Origin of the sequence: Fructilactobacillus hinvesii, assembly GCF_024029435.1 — a bacterium.
Taxonomy (GTDB): Bacteria; Bacillota; Bacilli; order Lactobacillales; family Lactobacillaceae; genus Fructilactobacillus; species Fructilactobacillus hinvesii.
Genome location: NZ_CP097118.1, coordinates 482,285 through 503,094 on the forward strand (window position 1 = coordinate 482,285; position 20,810 = coordinate 503,094).

At 45.3% G+C, this 20,810-nt stretch carries 19 protein-coding genes; 4 read left to right on the top strand and 15 right to left on the bottom strand.

All coding sequences use genetic code 11. The features are described from left to right. Positions 1-8 precede the first annotated feature (8 nt). Positions 9-1,415 (bottom strand): 23S rRNA (uracil(1939)-C(5))-methyltransferase RlmD, encoded by a 1,407-nt coding sequence (rlmD, locus tag M3M39_RS02285; RefSeq protein WP_252797613.1) that lies wholly within the window; start codon positions 1,413-1,415, stop codon positions 9-11. Between the two features lie 133 nt (positions 1,416-1,548). On the opposite strand from rlmD, the gene M3M39_RS02290 reads away from it, so the two are divergent. Next, on the top strand, positions 1,549-2,205 hold the full coding sequence (locus M3M39_RS02290; protein ID WP_252797614.1) for an ABC transporter ATP-binding protein: 657 nt from the start codon (positions 1,549-1,551) through the stop codon (positions 2,203-2,205). Continuing rightward, positions 2,198-2,959 carry an ABC transporter permease gene (locus tag M3M39_RS02295; protein ID WP_252797615.1) on the top strand — a complete coding sequence of 254 codons (762 nt, stop codon included), beginning with the start codon at positions 2,198-2,200 and terminating at the stop codon, positions 2,957-2,959. The genes M3M39_RS02290 and M3M39_RS02295 overlap by 8 nt, the downstream gene beginning before the upstream one ends. Before the next feature lie 26 nt (positions 2,960-2,985). Here M3M39_RS02295 and M3M39_RS02300 read toward each other — a convergent pair whose 3' ends face one another. From M3M39_RS02300 to M3M39_RS02340, 9 genes are all read right to left on the bottom strand, one after another. Next, entirely contained in the window at positions 2,986-3,675 is a 690-nt protein-coding gene (locus M3M39_RS02300; protein WP_252797616.1) for a hypothetical protein, read from the bottom strand. A gap of 86 nt (positions 3,676-3,761) precedes the next feature. Continuing rightward, positions 3,762-4,682 carry an ABC transporter ATP-binding protein gene (locus M3M39_RS02305; protein WP_252797617.1) on the bottom strand — a complete coding sequence of 307 codons (921 nt, stop codon included), beginning with the start codon at positions 4,680-4,682 and terminating at the stop codon, positions 3,762-3,764. A 1-nt stretch (position 4,683) separates the two neighbouring features. Continuing rightward, on the bottom strand, positions 4,684-5,727 hold the full coding sequence (locus M3M39_RS02310) for an ABC transporter ATP-binding protein (RefSeq protein ID WP_252797618.1): 1,044 nt from the start codon (positions 5,725-5,727) through the stop codon (positions 4,684-4,686). Positions 5,728-5,742: 15 nt separating this feature from the next. Then, positions 5,743-6,768, bottom strand: coding sequence for an ABC transporter permease (locus tag M3M39_RS02315; RefSeq protein WP_252797619.1), 1,026 nt, complete (start codon positions 6,766-6,768; stop codon positions 5,743-5,745). Continuing rightward, a complete protein-coding gene (gene opp3b / locus M3M39_RS02320) occupies positions 6,768-7,700 on the bottom strand; it encodes an oligopeptide ABC transporter permease (protein ID WP_252797620.1) in 933 nt (310 codons plus the stop codon). The genes M3M39_RS02315 and opp3b overlap by 1 nt, the downstream gene beginning before the upstream one ends. Before the next feature lie 16 nt (positions 7,701-7,716). Then, complete coding sequence (locus M3M39_RS02325) at positions 7,717-9,366, bottom strand: peptide ABC transporter substrate-binding protein (protein WP_252797621.1); 1,650 nt, start codon at positions 9,364-9,366, stop codon at positions 7,717-7,719. 279 nt (positions 9,367-9,645) lie between these two features. Beyond that, the gene (locus M3M39_RS02330; protein WP_252797622.1) at positions 9,646-11,058 is read right to left on the bottom strand and encodes an amino acid permease; all 1,413 of its coding nucleotides are present in this window, start codon (positions 11,056-11,058) and stop codon (positions 9,646-9,648) included. Positions 11,059-11,291: 233 nt separating this feature from the next. Then, positions 11,292-12,128, bottom strand: coding sequence for a DUF6198 family protein (locus M3M39_RS02335; RefSeq protein WP_252797623.1), 837 nt, complete (start codon positions 12,126-12,128; stop codon positions 11,292-11,294). 21 nt (positions 12,129-12,149) lie between these two features. Continuing rightward, positions 12,150-13,163: a zinc-dependent alcohol dehydrogenase family protein gene (locus M3M39_RS02340; RefSeq protein ID WP_252797944.1), complete on the bottom strand. Its 1,014-nt coding sequence runs from the start codon at positions 13,161-13,163 to the stop codon at positions 12,150-12,152. Positions 13,164-13,541: 378 nt separating this feature from the next. Between M3M39_RS02340 and rbsK the strand changes: the two genes are divergently transcribed. Further along, the gene (gene rbsK / locus M3M39_RS02345; RefSeq protein WP_252797624.1) at positions 13,542-15,170 is read left to right on the top strand and encodes a ribokinase; all 1,629 of its coding nucleotides are present in this window, start codon (positions 13,542-13,544) and stop codon (positions 15,168-15,170) included. A 164-nt stretch (positions 15,171-15,334) separates the two neighbouring features. Here the strand turns inward: rbsK and trhA are convergent, their stop codons facing one another. The 4 genes from trhA to M3M39_RS07465 form a co-directional block, all read right to left on the bottom strand. Continuing rightward, positions 15,335-15,982 (bottom strand): PAQR family membrane homeostasis protein TrhA, encoded by a 648-nt coding sequence (gene trhA / locus M3M39_RS02350; RefSeq protein ID WP_252797625.1) that lies wholly within the window; start codon positions 15,980-15,982, stop codon positions 15,335-15,337. Positions 15,983-16,055: 73 nt separating this feature from the next. After that, entirely contained in the window at positions 16,056-16,475 is a 420-nt protein-coding gene (locus tag M3M39_RS02355; RefSeq protein ID WP_252797626.1) for a sunset domain-containing protein, read from the bottom strand. Positions 16,476-16,567: 92 nt separating this feature from the next. Then, positions 16,568-17,902: an aspartate aminotransferase family protein gene (locus M3M39_RS02360; protein WP_252797627.1), complete on the bottom strand. Its 1,335-nt coding sequence runs from the start codon at positions 17,900-17,902 to the stop codon at positions 16,568-16,570. 140 nt (positions 17,903-18,042) lie between these two features. Then, positions 18,043-18,177 carry a hypothetical protein gene (locus M3M39_RS07465; protein ID WP_274705490.1) on the bottom strand — a complete coding sequence of 45 codons (135 nt, stop codon included), beginning with the start codon at positions 18,175-18,177 and terminating at the stop codon, positions 18,043-18,045. A gap of 120 nt (positions 18,178-18,297) precedes the next feature. Here M3M39_RS07465 and M3M39_RS02365 point away from each other — a divergent pair, with 120 nt between their 5' ends. Then, positions 18,298-19,500 carry an ammonium transporter gene (locus tag M3M39_RS02365; protein ID WP_252797628.1) on the top strand — a complete coding sequence of 401 codons (1,203 nt, stop codon included), beginning with the start codon at positions 18,298-18,300 and terminating at the stop codon, positions 19,498-19,500. A 46-nt stretch (positions 19,501-19,546) separates the two neighbouring features. Here M3M39_RS02365 and M3M39_RS02370 read toward each other — a convergent pair whose 3' ends face one another. Continuing rightward, a complete protein-coding gene (locus tag M3M39_RS02370; protein WP_252797629.1) occupies positions 19,547-20,728 on the bottom strand; it encodes a GIY-YIG nuclease family protein in 1,182 nt (393 codons plus the stop codon). Between the last annotated feature and the right edge of the window lie 82 nt (positions 20,729-20,810).

Sequence of the window (20,810 nt, forward strand, 5' to 3'; positions counted from 1 at the left end):
ATTCTCCTTTACTTCAAGGTTAATTTCACCACGATTTCCACGTGGGGAGTTTGGGGGAGCATGTCGACCGGTTGTAAATAGTCGACCTTGTATTCCCTCGTTAGTTGCACAAAATCCTGAGCCAACGTCGATTGGTTACAGGAAACATAAACAAATTTGCGCGGTCGGGTAGCTAAGATGGTATCAATTAGTTTTTGGTCTAATCCCACTCGCGGTGGATCAACTACGAGCGCGTCTGGATACCAGCCACCGGCTTCCCATTCTGGTAATAATTCTTCGGCTTTCCCGGTAAAGTAGTGAGCGTTATCAATCTGGTTGGTAAGCGCATTTTGATTGGCATCTTCCACCGCTTCAGGAATGGTTTCCATTCCTCGGACTTCCGCAACCTGCTTGGCTAAGGTTAATCCGATTGTTCCGACTCCGGCGTAGGCATCGACTAAGCGATCAGTGGGGGCTAACTCGAGGGCTTGCCCAGCTAACTGATACAGTTTAGGGGTCATAATTGAATTTAACTGAAGAAAGGCGCGAGCCGATAAGGCAAAGGAGCGACCATTGATTTTTTCGGTAATCGAAGGACTGCCAGCTAAGCGGGTGGTTTGCTCACCCCAAATTAAGGGTGAAGTTCCCGGATTGACGTTATGCATTACGGAGGTTACTTCTGGTAATTCCTCTGCGATGCGCCAAATTAGCTGGTGTTGCTTCAGCAACTTATTGGAGTGGGTAATGAAGACCAGTTGAACCTGGTCAGTGTTGTGAGCAGCCCGTACCACGATTGTCTTAAGGATTCCGGTGTTACTTTCTTCATCATAGGTTGGAATTCCTAGTTCTTGTACCATCTGGACGACGGCGCGCATGACCTTCATTGTGACCGGATCCTGCACGGCACAAGTTTCCATATCCACGACGTCGTGAGTTCCCTGCTTGTACAGCCCGGCAATGACTTTTCCAGCTGGCGTGGTGCGAATCTGGAACTGCGCCTTGTTCCGGTATTCGTATGGATCCTGCATGCCAATTACAGGGCGAACGTCGTATTTTTCAAAGCCCCGCGGATGGTACCGGCTGAGGGCTTGTTTAACCAAATCTCGCTTGAACTTCAGCTGGTGGGGATAGTCGAGGATTTCCAATTCTAACCCGCCGACGGTTTCGGCATAGGCGTCACGGGGGACGATCCGAAACGGACTCTTTTTGTCAATTTGCTGGATGGTTCCGCGTAAATAACGTGGTTTGATTTCGCTAATGTCTGCTTGCACTACTTCGTTTGGAAGGGCACCTGGAATAAAGATTAATTTGCGGCGGTAGTAACCGACTCCTTCTCCGTTGATGCCCAACCGCTTAATCGTCACAGTTACTCGTTGGTGCAACTGAACGTGGACGTCATTTTGGTGGTTAGCAGAATGATTTCGTTGTTTTTTCATTTTTTCTCCTTATGGAACTAATCTGTGTTATTATATCATTTCTCGGCAAATTACCGCAGGGCTTGGCTTCTGTTGGAGGTTGCAGAATAATCAGCGTATAATTAAGAAAGATTTAAGAAAAGAGGAGATTACCATGCATCAGTTAGAAACACAGGCATTGTGCTATACGATTGATGATCGTAACATCATTCAAAACATTGATTGGTCGATTGACGCTGGAGCAGTAGTCACGATTACGGGTCCTTCCGGCAGTGGGAAGTCAACCTTTGTCAAGCTGTTAGCTTCTTTGTTAAATCCGACCAGTGGCACCATTACGTTTGAAGGGCAACTCCTGCGGGAACTTGATCCGATTAATTACCGGCGGGAAGTGTCTTATGCGGTGCAACAACCAACCTTGTTTGGGGACACCGTACGCGAGAATCTCGAATTTCCGTACCAAATTCGGAAGCAGGCGTTTGATGAACAGCACGCCATTCAAGCGTTACAGACGGTTGACTTGGGGAAAGCTGATTTAGATCGACAGGTAACGGGGCTCTCTGGGGGAGAAAGACAACGGATTGCTTTGCTACGGAATGTGCTGTTTCCCCCTAAGGTTCTGATTACCGATGAGGTTACAACCGGACTGGATAGCGACAGTAAAAACAGTGTTCATAAAATGTTAGATTATTTTAACCAAAAGTATCAAATGACGGTCATCATGATTACCCACGATGACGAAGAAATTCAGGCAGCCCAACATCTCTATGAGATTAAGGCCGGCCAGATGCAGGAGGTCACGAATCATGAATAATCTGATTGTTTCAAATACAGCGCTTGCTTTGACGGCGGTGTTTGTCGTTTTTGCCATGTGGATTGGTTATCGTGAACAACTGGGAATCACGAAGGATTTAATCGTAGCGACGATTCGGTGTGTGATCCAGCTGTTCGTAGTTGGGTACGTGTTAAAGTATGTTTTCCAGGTCAATAACTGGTTACTGACGCTGGTATTGATTCTCATCATCATTTTCAACGGAGCTTATAATGCTAAGGGACGGAGTGGTGGACTTAAAAATGCCTTCTGGATCTCATTAACGGCGATCGCAACTAGTACGCTAGTGATTCTTCTCGTCCTCGTTCTCGACGGCGCCTTGAAGTTTATCCCATCGCAAATTATCCCGGTTTCGGGAATGATCGTTAGTAATTCGATGGTCTCCATGGGACTATGCTTTCGAACGATGAATTCGATGTTTAAAGACCGGCGTTCCCAGGTAATGGAAATGCTTGCTTTAGGAGCAACACCGATGGTGGCTAGTAAAGGAATCATCCAGGACGCCATTAAGACGGGACTGCAACCGACGATTGATAGTGCTAAAACGGTTGGTTTAGTGGCTCTGCCGGGGATGATGTCTGGGATGATCTTTGCCGGAGCGGATCCCGTGTTGGCTATCAAATATCAGATCATGGTGACGTTCATGTTGTTAGGAATCACCTCGATCAGCTCAATCATTGGTTGTTACCTGGGTTACAAGAGTTTCTTTAACCAACGGGATCAATTAGTTCGTTAATAAAGAAGGAGTAACTCTCTATGGAGTTACTCCTTTTTGTTAGTGGGGTGATCTGCTCGGTAGAGGTAAATCCCTAAAATTAAGATGATGATAAGGGACAGCACGATAAAGCGAATCAGACGGGAAAAGACCACGGGCGTCGTGGTCGTGGGGCTGATGATGGGGAATAAAATCAGCGGATAGAACAGGGCTAGCCACAGCATGATGGTTAGAATAATCGTAGCCCACGTAGGCAGACGTAAAAAGAATTTCATCATGACGGGGCGGGTTACTAACCAGCCAAAGATCCAGATGTAAGCCACGGCTAACAGGAGACTACCGATGTTGAGTTGTAACCGAGGAATCAATAACACGGGAACACACAGGGAGATTACCAGCCAGAAGGTCACGGTACAAAGAAAGTGAAGCAGCGACTTCGGCTTGAGCTTTTGGGCCTGGGTGATTTGGTAGGCAAGTCGCTTAGGATTCATGTGAAAAGTTGCTTGCCCCGATTTGCCCTGCTTCTGCCCATCTAAGAGTCGATAGAGGGTTGCCAGTAGTTCAGACTCGATTTCCGTTTCGTGGACAAAGAGGCTAAAAAAACGGACGTAGAGCAATAAGGATTGATAATAATGCTGGTGAGGTTTGTCGAGTTGGGCTTGTAAGTCAGCATTTTGCCGGCTCATTTGACTGTATTTCACGGCGAGCTCCTTTAATAAGTAGTTAATTTTTTTCATTATAGCACTTCTGAGGACTACTGACCGCGAGTTTTCCAGGAGGATCATTCCAATAAAAAAACCACTCCTAGGAGTGGTTTTTTATCTTATTGATACTGCTTAGCAGTCGCTTCATCACAGTAAAGGAAGTGACCCGGTTTTACTTCGCGGAGTTCCTCGCCATCCTTAAAGGGATGCGAGTGGTCAAATTCTTTTACTTGGTGATTTCTTTCTAATTCTGGATCTGGAACCGGAACTGCTGATAACAGGCTCTGGGTGTAAGGGTGGAGGGGATGGTTATAAACTTCTTCTGTTTCCGCCAGTTCCACGATTTTACCTTTGTACAGAACAGCGATCCGATCACTAATGTACTTCACCATGGACAAGTCATGGGCGATGAATAAGTAGGTTAAACCTTGTTCTTCTTGAATGTCTTGTAATAAGTTAACCACTTGCGCTTGAATCGACACGTCCAATGCCGAAATTGGTTCGTCGGCGATGATGAAATCTGGTTGGACGGCTAAGGCACGGGCAATTCCGATCCGTTGCCGTTGTCCACCAGAGAATTCGTGAGGATACCGGTTTGCAAACTCAGGGTTTAGGTTAACCTTCTTTAGAAGTTCAGCGACCTGACGATCCCGATCCTCACTGTTTTTAGCGAGGTGGTGAATGTCAATTCCTTCGGCAATGATGTCTTTAACTTTCATCCGGGGATCCAAAGAAGCATAGGGATCTTGAAAGATCATCTGCATCTGCTTACGAAAGTCCTTGAGGTGCTTGTTCTTTAACTTAGCAATGTTTTCGTCGTGGAAGTAAACGTCCCCGCTAGTGGGGTTGTAGAGCCGAATGATGCTTCGTCCGGTAGTCGTTTTCCCCGACCCGGATTCACCAACGAGCCCCAACGTTTCTCCTTCGTAAATGTCAAAGGAGACGTCATCAACGGCCTTTACTTCGTCCTTTTTGCCTTCGTTAAAGTACTGCTTTAAGTGGCGGACCTTTACGATTGGTTTTTGTTCTGAATTAGTCATCTTATTGTTCACCTCGCAGTTCTTTATACTTCGCAAACCGCTTTTGAATTGATTCAGGTGGAGTTACCTTCGGAGCCCGTGGATCTAATAACCAGGTAGCGGCATAGTGGGTATTCGTAATCTTAAAGAAGGGCGGTTGTAAACGTTCGTCAATCTTTAAAGCGTAGGGATTCCGAGGCGCGAAGGCATCGCCCTTCGGCGGATTAATTAAGTTAGCCGGGGTTCCGGGAATCGCTTTGAGGCGTTGACCCTGAATGTCCAGAGTTGGCATGGAATCCAACAGTCCCCAAGTGTAGGGGTGTTTGGGATCGTAGTAAATTTCGTCCGTCGTTCCGTACTCAATGATCTTACCGGCATACATAACGGCCACCCGATCGGCGATTCCAGCTACCACCCCTAAATCGTGGGTGATGAAGATAATGGACGTTCCAATCTTTTTTTGTAAGTCCTTCAGTAAGCGAATGATTTGGGCTTGCACCGTTACATCCAACGCGGTGGTTGGTTCGTCGGCGATCAGAATTTCAGGATTATCGATGATGGCCATCGCAATTACGATTCGTTGCCGTTGTCCTCCAGAGAACTGGTGGGGATAATCTTTCATTCGTTCTTTAGCGTTTGGAATCTCCACCATTTCAAGCACTTCTTGAGCTCGTTTCATGGCTTCTGCTTTATCGGCATCACCATGGGTAATTAATGGTTCGGCCACTTGCTTTCCAATTGGCATGGTTGGGTCTAGTGACGTCATGGGATCCTGAAAGATCATCGAGATGTCTTTACCGCGAATCTTGTCCATCTGTTTGGGACTTAAATGGAGGAGATCTTGGTCATGAAATTGCACGGAACCTCCAGTGACTACCGCGTTTTTGGCGTAAAGTTGGATCACGCTCCGAACGGTCACTGACTTTCCAGAACCAGATTCACCAACGAGGGCGAGAGTTTCTCCCTTTTTCAGATTAAAACTGACGTCCCGGATGGCGTGGACCGTTCCGTTTAAAGTGGTGAAGTCTACTTGTAAGTTTTTCACTTGTAAAATGTTGTCAGTCATCGGTACTCCTCCTTTCTAATCAGATTGTGGGTCAAAGGCGTCTCTAAGGCCGTCTCCAACTAGGTTCGTGGTAATCATAATCAAACTCAAGATCAAAGCAGGGATCCACATCTGGTAAGGCAGGAAGTGGAAGGCTTTTTGTCCGTCACTCATCAACGTTCCAAGGGAAGCGTTTGGAGCAGGGATCCCAATCCCAATGAAGCTTAGGAAGGCTTCAAAGAAGATGGCGGTTGGAATCGAGAACATGGTTTGAATGATAATTGTGGAGCTTAGGTTAGGAATCAAGTGTTTCCAAGCAATCTTGGTTTTTGATTCTCCCAAGGTTTGGGAAGCCAACACGTATTCGTTTTCCTTTAACTTGAAAACTTGAGCCCGGATTAACCGTGCCATGGTAATCCAGCCGGTAAACGCAATTGCAATCGTGATGGAAGTCAAACCTGGTTTCAAAATGATTAACAAGAGGATTACGACGATTAGGTCTGGAACGGAAGAAATGATTTCGATAATCCGTTGTAAGAAGGTATCAACCCGTTCGCTGGCCAATCCAGAGACAATCCCATAGGGAACCCCGATAAAGAGGTCCAAGAGGGTGGCAACTAAGGCAACGATGATTGAGAGTCTGGTCCCGTAAAGCACCCGGGCAAAGAGGTCTCGACCTAAGTAGTCAGTTCCAAAGAGGTAGTAAGTCCCATTGGGAACGTGAGCTTGTTTATAAGCGTCAACTGTATGACCTGCGATGGTTTGCATCCCGTTAAAACCGGGGATGTTCAGGTTCCCTAATTTGGGTGGTAAGTTTGCAAATAAAACGTTTTGCGCGTTCGGATCGGTGGGAACAAAAGCCGGTCCGAGAAAGGCAATTAAAATGATGATTAAAAGAATAATGCCGGATACCATTGCAATTTTATTGTGGAAGAGCCGACGTTTAACGTCTTGAAAGTAAGTCCGTGAATCACCAACGACTTCGCCGGAAATTGGCAAGTTTGAGAGGTCATTGCTGACAAATTGGAATTCACTTTCCTGGGGTGGTAAATTTTGTGCCATTATGCTTTTCCTCCTTTACCAAGTCTAATCCGTGGGTCAATGATTCCGTAAAGGATATCAACAATCAGGATAATGGAAACCATCAGGACGGAGTAGAAGATCGTTAAGCCCATGATGGTTGGGTAATCATTGGTTAGAATTGATTGCACAAATTGATTTCCAATCCCAGGAATTGAGAAGATGGATTCAACTACCATGGAACCAGTCATAATGGAAACGGCCATGGGACCAATAACCGTAATGATTGGAATCAAAGAGTTTCGGATGGCGTGTTTGATAATTACCTGGCGACTAGTATCACCCTTGGCTTTCGCCAGTTCGATATAGTCACTGTGAAGCACGTCCACCATTTCCGTTCGCATGTACCGGGCGATACTAGCTAATGGGAAGGCGGCCAGGGCTAGCGTTGGAAGGATGGAAGAACTAAATCCGTGCCAGAGGGCTACGGGGAAGAGCTGCCATTTGTATCCAAGGTAGTATTGCAACAGAATGGCCAACACGAAACTTGGGATGGAAAGTCCCAAGATGGAAACAATCGTAGCGAGCGCATCCACCCAGGTGTTTTTCCGGATGGCGGCAATGCTTCCGAGGATAATCCCCAGAATCGTTCCGATGATCATGGCTTGCAACCCAAGTTGCATCGATGGTCCGATGTGGTCCCCGATTAATTGCGTTACGGGTTGGTTGTTAAATTGGAATGATGTTCCAAGGTCCCCGTGCAGGAGGTTACCCATGTAGATAAAATACTGCACGTAGAGGGGTTTATCAAAACCATACTTATGGTTCATCATGGCTAGTTGGGCCGGAGACATTTTAGCTTGGTTCGTGTACGGTGTCCCAGGCAACCCTTTCATCATGAAGAAGGTGATGGAAGCGATAATCAGTAACGTGAGTAACAGATAGAAAATTCGTTTTAAGATGTACTTCGTCATCGTTTTTTAACCTCCTTTATTTTTTGTAAACGGCTGCCATGTCATATTGACCAGTTGGGGTAATGTTAAAGCCACACACACCTGGTTTCGTCAGTGAAGCAGTTGTATCTTGGTACATTGGGATAATCCCTTGGTCTTGCGTCAAAATGTGTTGGGCATTTTGCATGTTTTGCCAACGAGCAGCTGGGTTGTTCGCGTTCGTTGTCGTTGCCGCTTTTTCTTGTTGGTCAAAGGCCTTGTTAGAGTACTTACCGTTGTTTTGCGGGTTCCCAGTTGTGGCTAAGTCCAAGAAGTTAGTTGGGTCTGGGTAATCGGCATTCCAAGCTGACGTGGACATGTCAAATTCACCACTAGCTTCCCGTTGGAGCCGCGTTTTAAACGGTACCGAACTGATGGTTAACTTCAAACCAGGTAAGTCTTTTTCCATGTTGTTTTGCAGGTATTCAGCCAGTTTCTTAGTGGTATCGGTATTATCAGCCGTAAAGGTTAGATTTAATTCCTTTTGACCGGTTTCCTTCATTCCTTCTTGCCACAGCTTCTTGGCTAAAGTGGGATTGTAGGCGGTGTACTTTTGATCGGCCAAAGCCTGGTCGGTCTTGGTGAAATCTTGTCCCGTTTGGGGATCCTTGCTCATCTTACTTGGAACCAAACTGTGAGCTGGGATTCCGGTCTTTCCTAAGATGATGTTAGCCAAGTCTTTTCTGTTGATGGTTAAAGACATTGCCTGACGCAGTTTCTGGTTCTTAAGGGCTGGAATCTTCTTTTGGTTTAATTCGAGGTAGTAAGTGGAGTTAGAAGGATCAGTTCCAAATTCCTTACTGTTAGCTAACTGCCGTGCAGTATCACCGTTTAGGTTTTGGTACCGATCTAAGACGTTGGTGTCATAGAGGTTCAAACCGGTGTTAGGATCTGCAATCGTGTAGTACTTCACCTTGTTTAACTTCACGTTCTTAGCGTTCCAGTAGGAGTCATTCTTAACGTCAGTCCATTCGGTGTCACCGACCTTCCAGTTTTGGAGCTTGTAAGGTCCGTTAAAGACCATTCCCTTACTGGATAGTCCGTATTGATCCCCGAGTTTTTCCACGACTTTTTTGTTCAGTGGGTAGAACTGGGAACTACTCATCAACGTGTCAAAGAACGGGATGGGGTGATCCAAATCGATTTGGAGCTTGTAAGGACCCAGGGCCTTAATCCCTAATTCAGTGGGCTTTTTCTTTCCAGCCACGATGGCATCGGCATTCTTAATTCCACTGTAGATGTAGGAATATTGCGATCCAGTCTTTGGATCCACCATCCGTTGCCAAGCGTAGACGAAGTCGTTAGCGGTCACGGGATCCCCGTTGGACCATTTAGTCTTTTTCAAATCAATCGTATAGCGTTTCCCGTCGTTGGTGGGTTTAGCAATTGATTGAGCAACAGCCGGCTTTAATTTCTGGCCGGTGTAACGATACAGTCCCTCCATGGTGTTGTTTAAAGACTGAGCCCCATAGGCATCAGTGTTTAAGGATGAGTCCATGGTGTTGATGGGAGCTTTGGCACTAACCGAGAGCGACTTTTTGTCACCACCATCAGCGGCATGGGCTGGATTAATTAACCCAGTCAGCGTGAGAGCAGCGGCACCAACGAGCGCAACCGAAATTAGTTTATGGTGCCGAAAAAATTTCATAGTGACTACCTCCAAAAAAGTTCAAAAACTTAAGTTTTTCTTATTGTAACCCTCACGAAAAGCAAATGTAAACATAAAATATTAATATTCACGTGATTAATGAGGATATTAAGGAACTGTTTACGAACGGGGTGAGGGATGGAAATGGCAATGTTTGCAAATTATCCTCTTTGAGTGGTGGGAAGCGGACTTTTAGGTTATAAAGACACGCAAAGCAGAAAATTAGTGATACTGGATTACCAGATAAAAAGCAGTTCTACGAAGAGAACTGCTTTTTGTTTAATGGTTTAACACAGAATGGCGGCGACTGTAGCCAAAGTAGATGAGTAAACCAAGTGCCAACCAGATTAAGAATCGGAGCCAGGTTTCCCAGTTCAATCCAGCAATGAGCATCAAGCAAAAGAGGATTGACATGATGGGGGTAAATGGCACTAACGGAGCTTTAAAGCCGCGTTTGGCGTTGGGTTGGGTGTGGCGCATTAACATGATTCCAGCGGCCACGAGGATAAACGCTGACAGAGTTCCAATGTTTACCAGTTCAGAGAGGATGTTCAGGTTAATGAACCCGGCGGCGAGCGCCGTGATGATTCCAAAGAACCAGGTAACTACGTAAGGAGTTTGGTGCTTTTGGTCCACTTTACTAAAGACCTTGGGGAATAAACCATCCCGCGCCATTGAGTAACTAATCCGGGATTGACCATACAGCATTACCAAAATCACGGTGGTCATTCCTACAACTGCTCCGATGCTAACTACGGCGCCTAACCAAGCTTGACCCGTTTTGGCCAGGACGGCGAGCACCGGGGCGTTGAGGTACTTAGCAAAGACTGGGTATTTAACCACTCCTGTCATGATGAGCGTCATGACGATGTAAAGAATGGTTGAGATAATGAGGGAGAAAAGGATCCCCCGGGGTAAGTTCTTGCTGGGATTAATGGTTTCTTCGGCACTAGATGAAACAGAATCAAAACCAATGAAGGAGAAGAAAACGATTGAAGCAGCTGGAATAATTCCAGCTGCGGTTCCATTGTGCATTGAGTACCAACCAAATGGGTTAAATGGTTTCCAGTTAGCAAACTTCACGTACCAAACGGTAAACAGAATGAAGAGGAGGATTACACCCAGTTTGATGAAGACCATGATGGAGTTCAGTCGCTTGGTTTCGTTAATTCCAAGAGAAATCACCCAGGTAATTACAATTACGATTAAAAAGGCGGGCAGGTTAAAGATGGTGTGGACCCCGGGAGTGGTACCAGCGGCAGCCGTTAATGCCGTGGGAATCTTGATCCCAATGCTGGCCAGAATGTTAACAAAGTAACCAGACCAGCCGACAGCCACGGTTGCTGCAGCAAGGGCGTACTCCAAAATTAAATCCCAGCCGATGATGAAGGCAATTAGCTCCCCAAAGGCAATGAAAGAGTATGTGTACGCCGAACCGGAAATGGGAGCCATAGAGGCAAATTCTGCGTAACAAAGGCCGGCAAAGCCACAACAGATGGCCGCAAGCAGAAATGAAATGGAGAGAGCGGGTCCGGCGGTTAATGCTCCTTTTCCAGTGAGCACGAAGATCCCTGTTCCAATGATGGCTCCAATTCCTAGTAGGGTAAGGTCCTTGGCCGTCAGACTACGTTTTAACGGAGTTGACTGGGTCAGTAACGTATCAATATCTTTTTTACGAAAGAGACTTTTCATAGTGATTTCTCCTTTGTGGTGAAAATTAAATTTTTCTAACGATAGCACGGCGGAAATCAATGTGTCAACATAAAATAAACAGTTGTTCATGTAACGAAACATTGCATGCAAATGACATCAGATTGGTTAATTATATAGAAATAAAAATGAAAATCAGGACATGATTAGAGCGCAAAATTAAATAAAAAAAACCACGTTACAATTAGTAACGTGGTTCATTAAGCGGTTAAAAACTATTTATTTTTTTCTTCTTCGTAGCCCTCGATATCACTATCGATTTTTTCGGAGATGATGGGTTCGTCACCATCAGCGATATCCACAGACTGGTGTTTCAATCGAGGGAAAACCATTTTATCAGCCCAACCGGTAATGTTTCCTTGGAAAAGGAAAGCGAAAATCGTTCCAATTCCGTAGTAGGTGAACTGACGGGTGATGATGAAAGCAACGATTCCCATAATTGTAGGGGGAATGTAGGAAGCCCACATGGCCTTTCCTGCGTGGCCCTTAAAGTACTTAAACCGGAGAATCTGCATCAAGTCATCGGCAGGGTGTAATACGAGGTTAACCCGCTGATAAATTGAGATGGCGATCGCGATGAAAGCAACTCCGATGAAGTTAATCAGAATGTAAAGGGCGATGAGCCACCAGTCACCGGCATGAGCACTGGCAACCGGAATGTTAACGATGGGACTCATGTGGAAGCCAAACAACTCGCCCCCCACAAACAAGTTATCAAAGAATTGAATCAGGAAGGAGAACGGAACCATGAAAATCACATTCCCGAGCGCCCGACCCCAGTCCCAATGACCAACTAGAATCGCGTTTAAGATTGTAGTTAAAACTCCAAGGATTAAGAAGGCCCAGAAGAGGTTCCAATGAAAAGCAATCCCTAAGTTTGTTTCAGCAGCGGTCCAATATGCAGACCCCAAGAACGAAGGAAGGACTTTCGAACTGGAAACCAAAGTGAGCACGTTTCCCAATGAGTTAATTACCAATGAGAGGGCAAAAAACATAATGGAAGTCTTCATGGAAATGGTCCGCGGCGTTTTTTTCGGTTTTTGATAAGCCATGTCGATCTCCTTTAATCCAAATTATTTCAAGTCTGGGTTAACGGCAACGATGGTCTTACCAGTCTTTGGAGTAGAGTGGTCTAAGACTCCTTCTACTTCTTCTAACGAAATAACGTTAGCTTGGAATGGTTCAACCTTTACGGCGCCTGATTCAAGCAATGCAATGGAGTCCACAAAAGCGTGCGGGTTAATCATGGAACCTTTAACCGTTAATTGTTTCTTGAAAATTTCGTACGTGTTCATGGAGAAGGTTTGACCTGGAGCGCCAACCCCAAACATAAATACTTGCGCACCTGGGTTGGTGTGTTCTACGGCTTGTTCTTGGGTTTCTGGTTTACCAACGGCTTCAATCACAAAGTCGTAGTTGCCAGGGATGTCTTCCTTAGTGGTGTTAACCACGTGGGTTAAGTTTAATTGTTCTTTTTCTTGAGCAAGTAAGTCATCGTGACGACCAGTCATCGTGATGTCTTGGATGCCGTAAGCACGAATTAATTGTGCAAACAACTTAGCCATGTAACCATCACCGATGATTAAAGCCTTCATACTTGGTTGAATGTCTTCCGTGATGTGCATTGTGTGAACACCACAAGAAATTGGTTCCATTGAGCAAGCAGCCTTTAAGGAGATTGCATCTGGAACGTGGTAAGTTACTTCTTCAGGAGCAGTGAAGTATTGTTCCAAACCACCATCACGAGTAACTCCAACGGCAGAAAGGTTTTCACATTCTTCGTAAAGGCCGATGTGACAGTAGTGACACTTGCCACAGTAGATGTTAGGGTCAACGGCTACCCGATCGCCTTCCTTGAAGTTTTTCACGTTCTTACCAACGGCCCGAACGATTCCTGAGTTTTCGTGACCTAAAACAATGGGAGGAACGGCATCGGCAGAACCTGGAAGTCCATTGAAGAGGGCGTTGTCAGTTCCACAAATTCCAGCGTAAGCAGTTTCTACTAAGACTTCGTCGTCCTTAGGAGTAGGAATGTCACGTTCTTCAATTTCCATTTGTTGCTTGGCAGTCATAACTAAAGCTTTCATCTTGTCAGCCATAATCTTTCTCCTTTATAACTAAAGTGATAATTTGAGCATAATTGCCAGCCAAAAAAAATTTAATCAAATGAGGATTTTTCTTACTAGCAATTGATGTTTATGATACATCTAAAAATATAAACCGTTTACATTATTATTGCAAGGGGTTTTGCCGACTTTCTTTTAATTTGCCTAATTTCACAAGTGAAAAAGTGTGCAAATTGATTTCATTCCGTTTATACCGGTTAATTAGAACCCAACTGCTGCTTTTGATTAATAAAAGTTTTCACAAAATCGATAATTTGTGTTGAGCAGAAGCTATTGGTAAGCGCTTACATAAACGTGTTATAATTGATCCGGAAAAAGAGAAAGAAATGAGGTTATGAGATGAAAAATGTTGTGGTAGTCGGATCAACGAACGTTGATAAGGTCTTAAACGTCGAAAAATACGCGTTACCGGGTGAAACACTGGCGATTAACAGTTACCAACAATCCCATGGTGGTGGTAAGGGAGCCAATCAAGCGATTGCAGCTGCTCGTTCAGGCGCGCAAACGACCTTTATTACGAAACTTGGTAATGATGAAGACGGAAAGCAAATGTTAACTGGGTTTCAAAATGATCACATAAACATTGATCACTTAGTTACCACTGATCAAGCCCAAACGGGAAAAGCATACATAACGGTCGATAAGTCCGGCCAGAATTCAATTTACGTTTACGGTGGTGCCAACATGGAGTTGACGGCTTCTGATGTTGAAGCGCATCAGGAAGTAATTGCGCAGGCAGACCGGGTGATTGCCCAACTAGAAATTCCTCTAGAGGCCATTATTGCAGCCTTTAAAATTGCCAAGGCCCATGGAGTGCAAACGATTCTGAATCCAGCTCCTGCCAAGGAATTACCGGAAGAATTATTGCGACTAACGGACGTGATTACGCCCAACGAGACGGAAGCGCAGACGTTAACCGGAATTGAAGTGGCTGATGAAGTTTCAATGCTCGATAACGCGATGGTCTTCTTTAGCAAGGGGATTTCGATGGTGATCATTACGGTTGGTTCCAAAGGAGCGTTTTACGCCACGCCACAAGCCCATGGATTTATTCCGGCTTTTAAGGTGAAAGCGGTTGATACCACGGCTGCCGGAGATACCTTTATCGGAGCCCTGGCTTCCCAACTGGAAATGGATAACAGCAACATTGAGGATGCAATGTTATACGCTAACCGGGCTTCCTCATTGACAGTTCAAGTAGCGGGAGCGCAAAATTCCATCCCAACCCGAAAACAAGTGGAAGCTGCCAACCAGAAGACTGATCACACGCACGAACAAATTGAACGGGAAAAGGAACAAGCAGCCCAATACGTGGCAGCCCGAATACCGAATCACATTGTGTTAGGGCTCGGTTCTGGTACCACCGCTGCCTACTTTGTGAAAGCCATTCACGACCGAATTGAAAAGGAACATTTAGACATCGAATGTGTGGCAACTTCCGTTGGCACCCAACAACTAGCAGAAAAACTAGGCATGCGGATGTTAGATGTGAACACGATTGATGCCGTGGAACTGACCGTGGATGGTGCAGACATCGTGGACGACCACCTGGATGGAATTAAGGGTGGGGGAGCAGCGCTGCTGTTTGAGAAACTAGTTGCTAACATGTCAAAACGGAACGTTTGGATTGTGGACCCGAGAAAACCACGGCACACGCTGGAAGGCCAAATGTTGCCGGTTGAAGTTGTTCCGTTTGGTGGGATGGGCGTCTTCCGTTACCTCCGTGATCACGGTTACCAACCAGCCTTCCGTTTCCAAGAAAACGGGGACATCCTCGCCACTGATTCTGGGAACTACCTGATTGACATCACGATTCCCAAGGATGCTGATTTGCAGGCGTTATCCGAAAACCTCAAGAAACAAACTGGGGTGGTGGAACACGGGTTGTTCCTAAACATCTGCGACGAAATGGTTGTTGGTGGTGACCAGGTCAAGGTGGTGAAGCGCGAAGATTTGAAGCAGGACTAGTTTAAAAATTGGCGATACAAAAAGCTGGGCACTGAAATTATTTCAGCGCCCAGCTTTTTTATTAGAGATAATAATTGGAAGTATTTTTCTTAATGTATATAGTAGTTTTTGGTCAAGGCGATGTCCTTGTTAGGTTTAAATGTTTGGTTAGGTCATCGTTGAGGTCACACACTCAAATAAATCGAAAAATACATCAACACCGTTCCCAGCATCACAAACAAGTGCCAGATTACGTGCCCGAACCAGATCCGTTTAAAACTATAAATCACGGCCCCCAGCGTAAAGGCCACCCCACCCGCAAACAGGAGCCAGAAACTCAAGTGACTAAGATTGCGCCACAACGGCCAGGCGTCTACTAAACAAGCCCAGCCCATCACTACGTAAATGACAGTTGAAATAACTGGAAACCGGTTGCCGTACACGGACTTGTAAATAATGCCAGCGATGGCCATTAACCAAATTACGATGAGGGTGGTCCAGCCGAGCCAACCGCCAATGGTAATTAGGCAATAGGGGAGATAAGTGCCGGCAATCAAGATGTAGATAGCGGAATGGTCAAAAACTTGAAAGACGTGCTTGGCTGGTGTAAAGGAAAGGCTGTGAAACAGGGTCGAAGCCAAGTAAAAAAGAATCAGGATGGAGCCGTAGATGGCAAAGCAGGTGATTCGTAAGGCACCTCCTTCTTGTACTCCTCGTAAAATGAGCATGACCAGGCCGGCAATGCTGAGGGCGACACCGATCCCGTGGGTGAGAGCGCTGAGAATTTCATTTAAAATTTGATAGTCTTTGCTGTTACGATATTGAGTAAGCATCTGAAATCCTTCTTTAGCTAAATTGGGTTCTTGCTCATGATACCAAAAAAAGGAACCGCTGCGGCGGTTCCTTTTAACGTGCTGCTTTATGATAACCAGCGGCCTGTGCTTCTGCTTCAGAATGGAAGGAAACGATGTTACCACTGTTGATGTGATAGTTTGATTGATCTGGAGTATGGTAAACCATCGTCCGACTGTTACCAATAATGGCTTCGTTATTGGCAGTGCTAGCTTGCTGGTCACCGTGGCTCTGATCGGTCGTCACCGTATCTGCAGGGTCAGTTGCAGTGTCGGCCGTCTTATGTTGATGCTTTTTTTGATGCTGATGTTTTTGATGGGAACGCCTCGTTTGACTTTGCGCTTGCCGGGCTTTTTTACTGTGACTAGCTGCCTGGGCAGTAGGTAAAAAATTGCCGGCCAGTGAGATGATGGCAATTAGAACTAACCAAGCCAGGAACTTGAAACTAAGATGAACGGCACGGATGATTAACAACTCCTTTGTAAAATAAAACTAACTTAATGATAGCAATCTTAACACTTAATTTCTAGTTGGAGTTGCGACAGAACATGGGTAAGTGTCACAAATTACCAGCCAATCTTGTGACTAGGTTTGGCAATTTTGCCGGCCGCCAATTCCGAACAAGCCTGCTTAATCGTCGCAAAGGCTTGTTGCAACGTTTCCTCGGGAATAACCAAGGGTGGTTGGAAGCGTAACACGTTACCCCGGACGGTAATCATGAGCACCCCGAGTTCAAACAAGCGGGTGATCAGCATCGAAGCAGCTTCAGAATCGGGTTGTTTCGTAGTGGGATCTACAACGTCAACCCCACCGTTTAAACCATAGATCCGGACGTCGCCAAGAAAATGATAACGCTCGCGTAAATTAAGGAAGAACTGACGAGCTTGCTTTCCAAGCCGGGCGCTACGTTCGACTAAGTGTTCTGATTCAATGACATCGAGGGTGGCGTTGGCAGCCGCCGTTGTAACCGGGTTTCCGGCCGTTGTATAAACGTTCCCAGGGGCTGCCAATGAATCAATTACTTCTGCTCGTCCAATCACGGCACTCAATGGCAAACCAGAGGCAATCGACTTTCCCACCGCAATTAGATCTGGATGAACGTCTGGGAAGTGATCAATGCTCCACATTTTCCCGGTTCGGCCGAGTCCTTGGTTAACTTCATCGACGGCAAACAAAATCCCGTGGTCCTGACAGAACTGGTAGACCTGGTTCAGATAGCGTTCGGGAGCCTTACAGAAGCCACCGTCTCCCTGAATCGCTTCAATTTCCACTAATGCCGTTTCATCGGCTGGTAAGTAGGTTTCAAACGGTTGTTTAAATGCCGCAAACATGCGGTCGCAGAATTCGTCTTCCGTTTCGTAGGACAGTTTATCCCAATGACTGGGGAATGGAACTTTTACTACCCCCGGCAGTAACGGTCCAATCTTGCGCGCCATGTTCAAACTAACGGCTGAAGTCGTAATGGAACCATAGGTAGAACCATGGTAGGCACCGGTAAAACTCACTACGTTTTGCCGCCCAGTGTAGGCCCGAGCAAACTTGATAATGGCATCATTAGCGTCTGAACCAGAGTTACCGAACGCGAGCTTAGCTGGACCTTCAATTGGAGCCAGAGCCGTTAGGCGTTTGACTAACTCAATTTCAGGTTCGGTGGCAAAGTAAGCCGGCGTGTATTGAATTAAGCGAGCCGCTTGTTCCTGAATGGCTTTAACCACGTGCGGATGCGCGTGCCCAGTGTTCGTTGATGAGGCACTTGAGAGTAAATCAATGTAGTCGTTTCCATCTGCGTCGGTTAGAATGGCACCTTTACCGGATTTGAGGACCACGTCAAAAAATTTAATCCGGCTGGCAGGAGCCAGTCCTTCCGATTCTTGGTGCAGTAGTGATTCGTTCCGTGACATAACAGTTCCTCCTTTAATAGTTAAACAACAAATACTGAAAAAGCCCCCAGCTACTTGACTGGGGGCTTTTTGGCTGAACTGTTATGTGTAAATCAAGCCCGTCCCACAGTCGGAAGCTGTGCGGACGGTAGAGTGACAAATTAGGCCGGCGTCACGTTATCATCCGCATGGTGCAAAATGACGGATAATAAAATGACCATTGATGGTTGGAAACGCTGTGCCATGATTGTCGCCTCTTTCAGTAATTTTTCTAAGTATAGAACGAGGTTTACCAACTGTCAATCACTAAATTTTTTTCGTACTAATGTTACATAATCCGACATTAACCCTAAACAATTGGGAATTGGATTCTTATACTGACCTCATATTGATAAAAAACGAAGGGGAGATTTACAATGGCGGTTAACGTGTTATTCATCTTTTTGTGTTCGATTCTGGTCTTTGTCATGACACCGGGGCTAGCATTTTTCTATGGGGGAATGGTTCCGCGGCGTGACATTAACAATACGTTAATGGCCGTTTTCATCATGTGTTGTGTTCCCGTGTTATTGTGGGTGATTTGCGGATACTCATTATCGTTTTCGGGTAACAATTGGAACATCATTGGGAACCTGCACAACTTCTTTTTAAACAACGTGAAGTTTAACGCCGGGGCAGCTACCACCGGGGGAAGCATTACCAACATTGCCTTTTTGATTTTTCAAATGATGTTTGCGTTAATCACCCCGGCCCTGTTTGTTGGAGCGGTGGTGGAACGAATCAACTTCCGATTTTTGATTTTGTTCGTAGTGCTGTGGTCGTTATTCGTGTACTACCCACTGGTTCACATTGTGTGGGGTGGGGGTTTCTTACAAAGCCTCGGAGTATTGGATTTTGCCGGGGGACTGGTAGTGCACATTAACGCCGGAGTGACAGCTCTGTTGCTGGCTTACTTTCTTGGACCACGTTTGATTCAGGAAAAAGGGAGCCCAAAGAGTTTGAGCTGGGTGTTACTTGGAACGACCTTTCTTTGGATTGGTTGGTATGGATTTAACGCTGGGTCTGCCTTTGCCATCAACGGCATCGCAATGCAAGCCATGTTAACCACGACGGTCGCAACCGCAACGGCAATGTTAGTTTGGGTCATTCTCGACGTCTGTACGAAACGGAACGCTACTTTATTTGGAATTTGTTCTGGAGCCATTTGTGGTCTGGTTGCCATTACACCGGCCTGTGGATTTGTTTCCGTTGAGAGTTCCATGATTATCGGTGCCATTGCTACGATGGCGAGTTACGGATTCATCACCGTGATTAAACCCAAGCTCAAGATTGATGACACGTTAGACGCTTTTGGTTGCCATGGAATTTCTGGAATCGTCGGCAGTATCTTAACCGGACTTTTCGCTAGCAAGGCAATTAACCCAGCTGTAACGCACAACGGTTGGCTCGCCGGTGGAAACTTCCATCAGTTTGGCATTCAACTGGGGGCAACGTTGTTCACAGTTGCCTTTACCACGGTTGTGGTTACGATTATCATCGTGGTCCTGAAGCAAGTGATGAGCATGCGGATGCGTCATGAGGAAGAAATTGTGAAACGAGAAATGGCTGATTTACAGTAAAGAGCTAAATGATAAAGGACCTCACCGATGTTGGTGAGGTCCTTTTTTAGTGGTTATTGAGATCTTTAAGGCGGATGCCTTCGTTATTTATCCAAGTAGCAGGACCACTCATTGGAGCTTTGCAGATAATGGTCGCCGCCGTTGATGATGATGTAAAAGTGTAGTTTTTAGTAAAGGTATTATTTGTAATGACCTGTTGGTGGACTAAACTTGTTAATAATTTTGTTTGAGAAAACGATTTAGCGGTTTTTGAAGCTAGCTTTGATCCTTTAATAACAGTGGTCTTCTTTGTTTTAAAATCATAGGAAGCCTGGGCGTTAGCACCTCTGGCTACAAGGTGAAACAGATCTCGATTTTTAGTGAGTAAAGAGGGGGATAACTGTTCTAGCTTATTAAGGGGATGCTGGTTTTGATCATGCCAAACTTGAGGACCACTGTAATTTCCTTTACTAAGAATGTTAGCTGCCATAGAAGCCGAATTAAATTGATAGTCACGGGTAAAAAAATGATCTTTGATGATACCAGTTTGAATCAACTTGTTTAATTGTTTTTCCATTGCAAAGGAATTCGTTGGTTCAAGATCGGTTACACGTGAACCGGCTAGAACTGTAAGCGTTTTTTTGTGCTGTGAATAAATTCCTGAAGCAGTTGCATTTCGATTAGTTAAGTAAACCTGGATTTCATCATTATTTAAATTTGAGGAGATTGGTGATTTAGAGTCCTCTCTTTTCACAAAGAGCGGGAATCCTAACGACCTTAGCAAAATATCAATACTAGCAAAATTGCTTTTTAAATCATACTTTCTTGATTCAGTTACAAATGACTGATGTGGGGTATTCACATTCACAAGTTGCATTTGCTTAGCTGACTTTGCTTTTGAGTACATTAAATTTTCTAAAAACTTAATGTCTGCTTTAGAAAGTTGGTGAGTTCGATTATTAATGACAAAGGCCACTGCGATGTTCCACCAATTTTCTTGGGGATTCGCATGTTGTTTTAACCGATTGCCAATGTTTTCTGCTTCTCCGATGTAAGCTTTCGTAGCGTTACTAGCGTCAAATAGGGTGTAAACCCCATTCCATGCTAATGCAGGACGTTGTTCAATCGCTGTTTTGAGGTTGGCTTTTGGGATGTAGTAGGCTTGCAGAGAATCACGAGTAATTTCTGTGACTCGAAAACCACTGGGATCACCAGTGGGAAAGAAGGTTTGGATTGTAAATGGTTGCATGGGTAACCTCACTTAGTAGTTATTTCCCTCTATTTTAACAAGAAAATGCCAATTAGATTTATGTTTCCATTTGATATGTTAA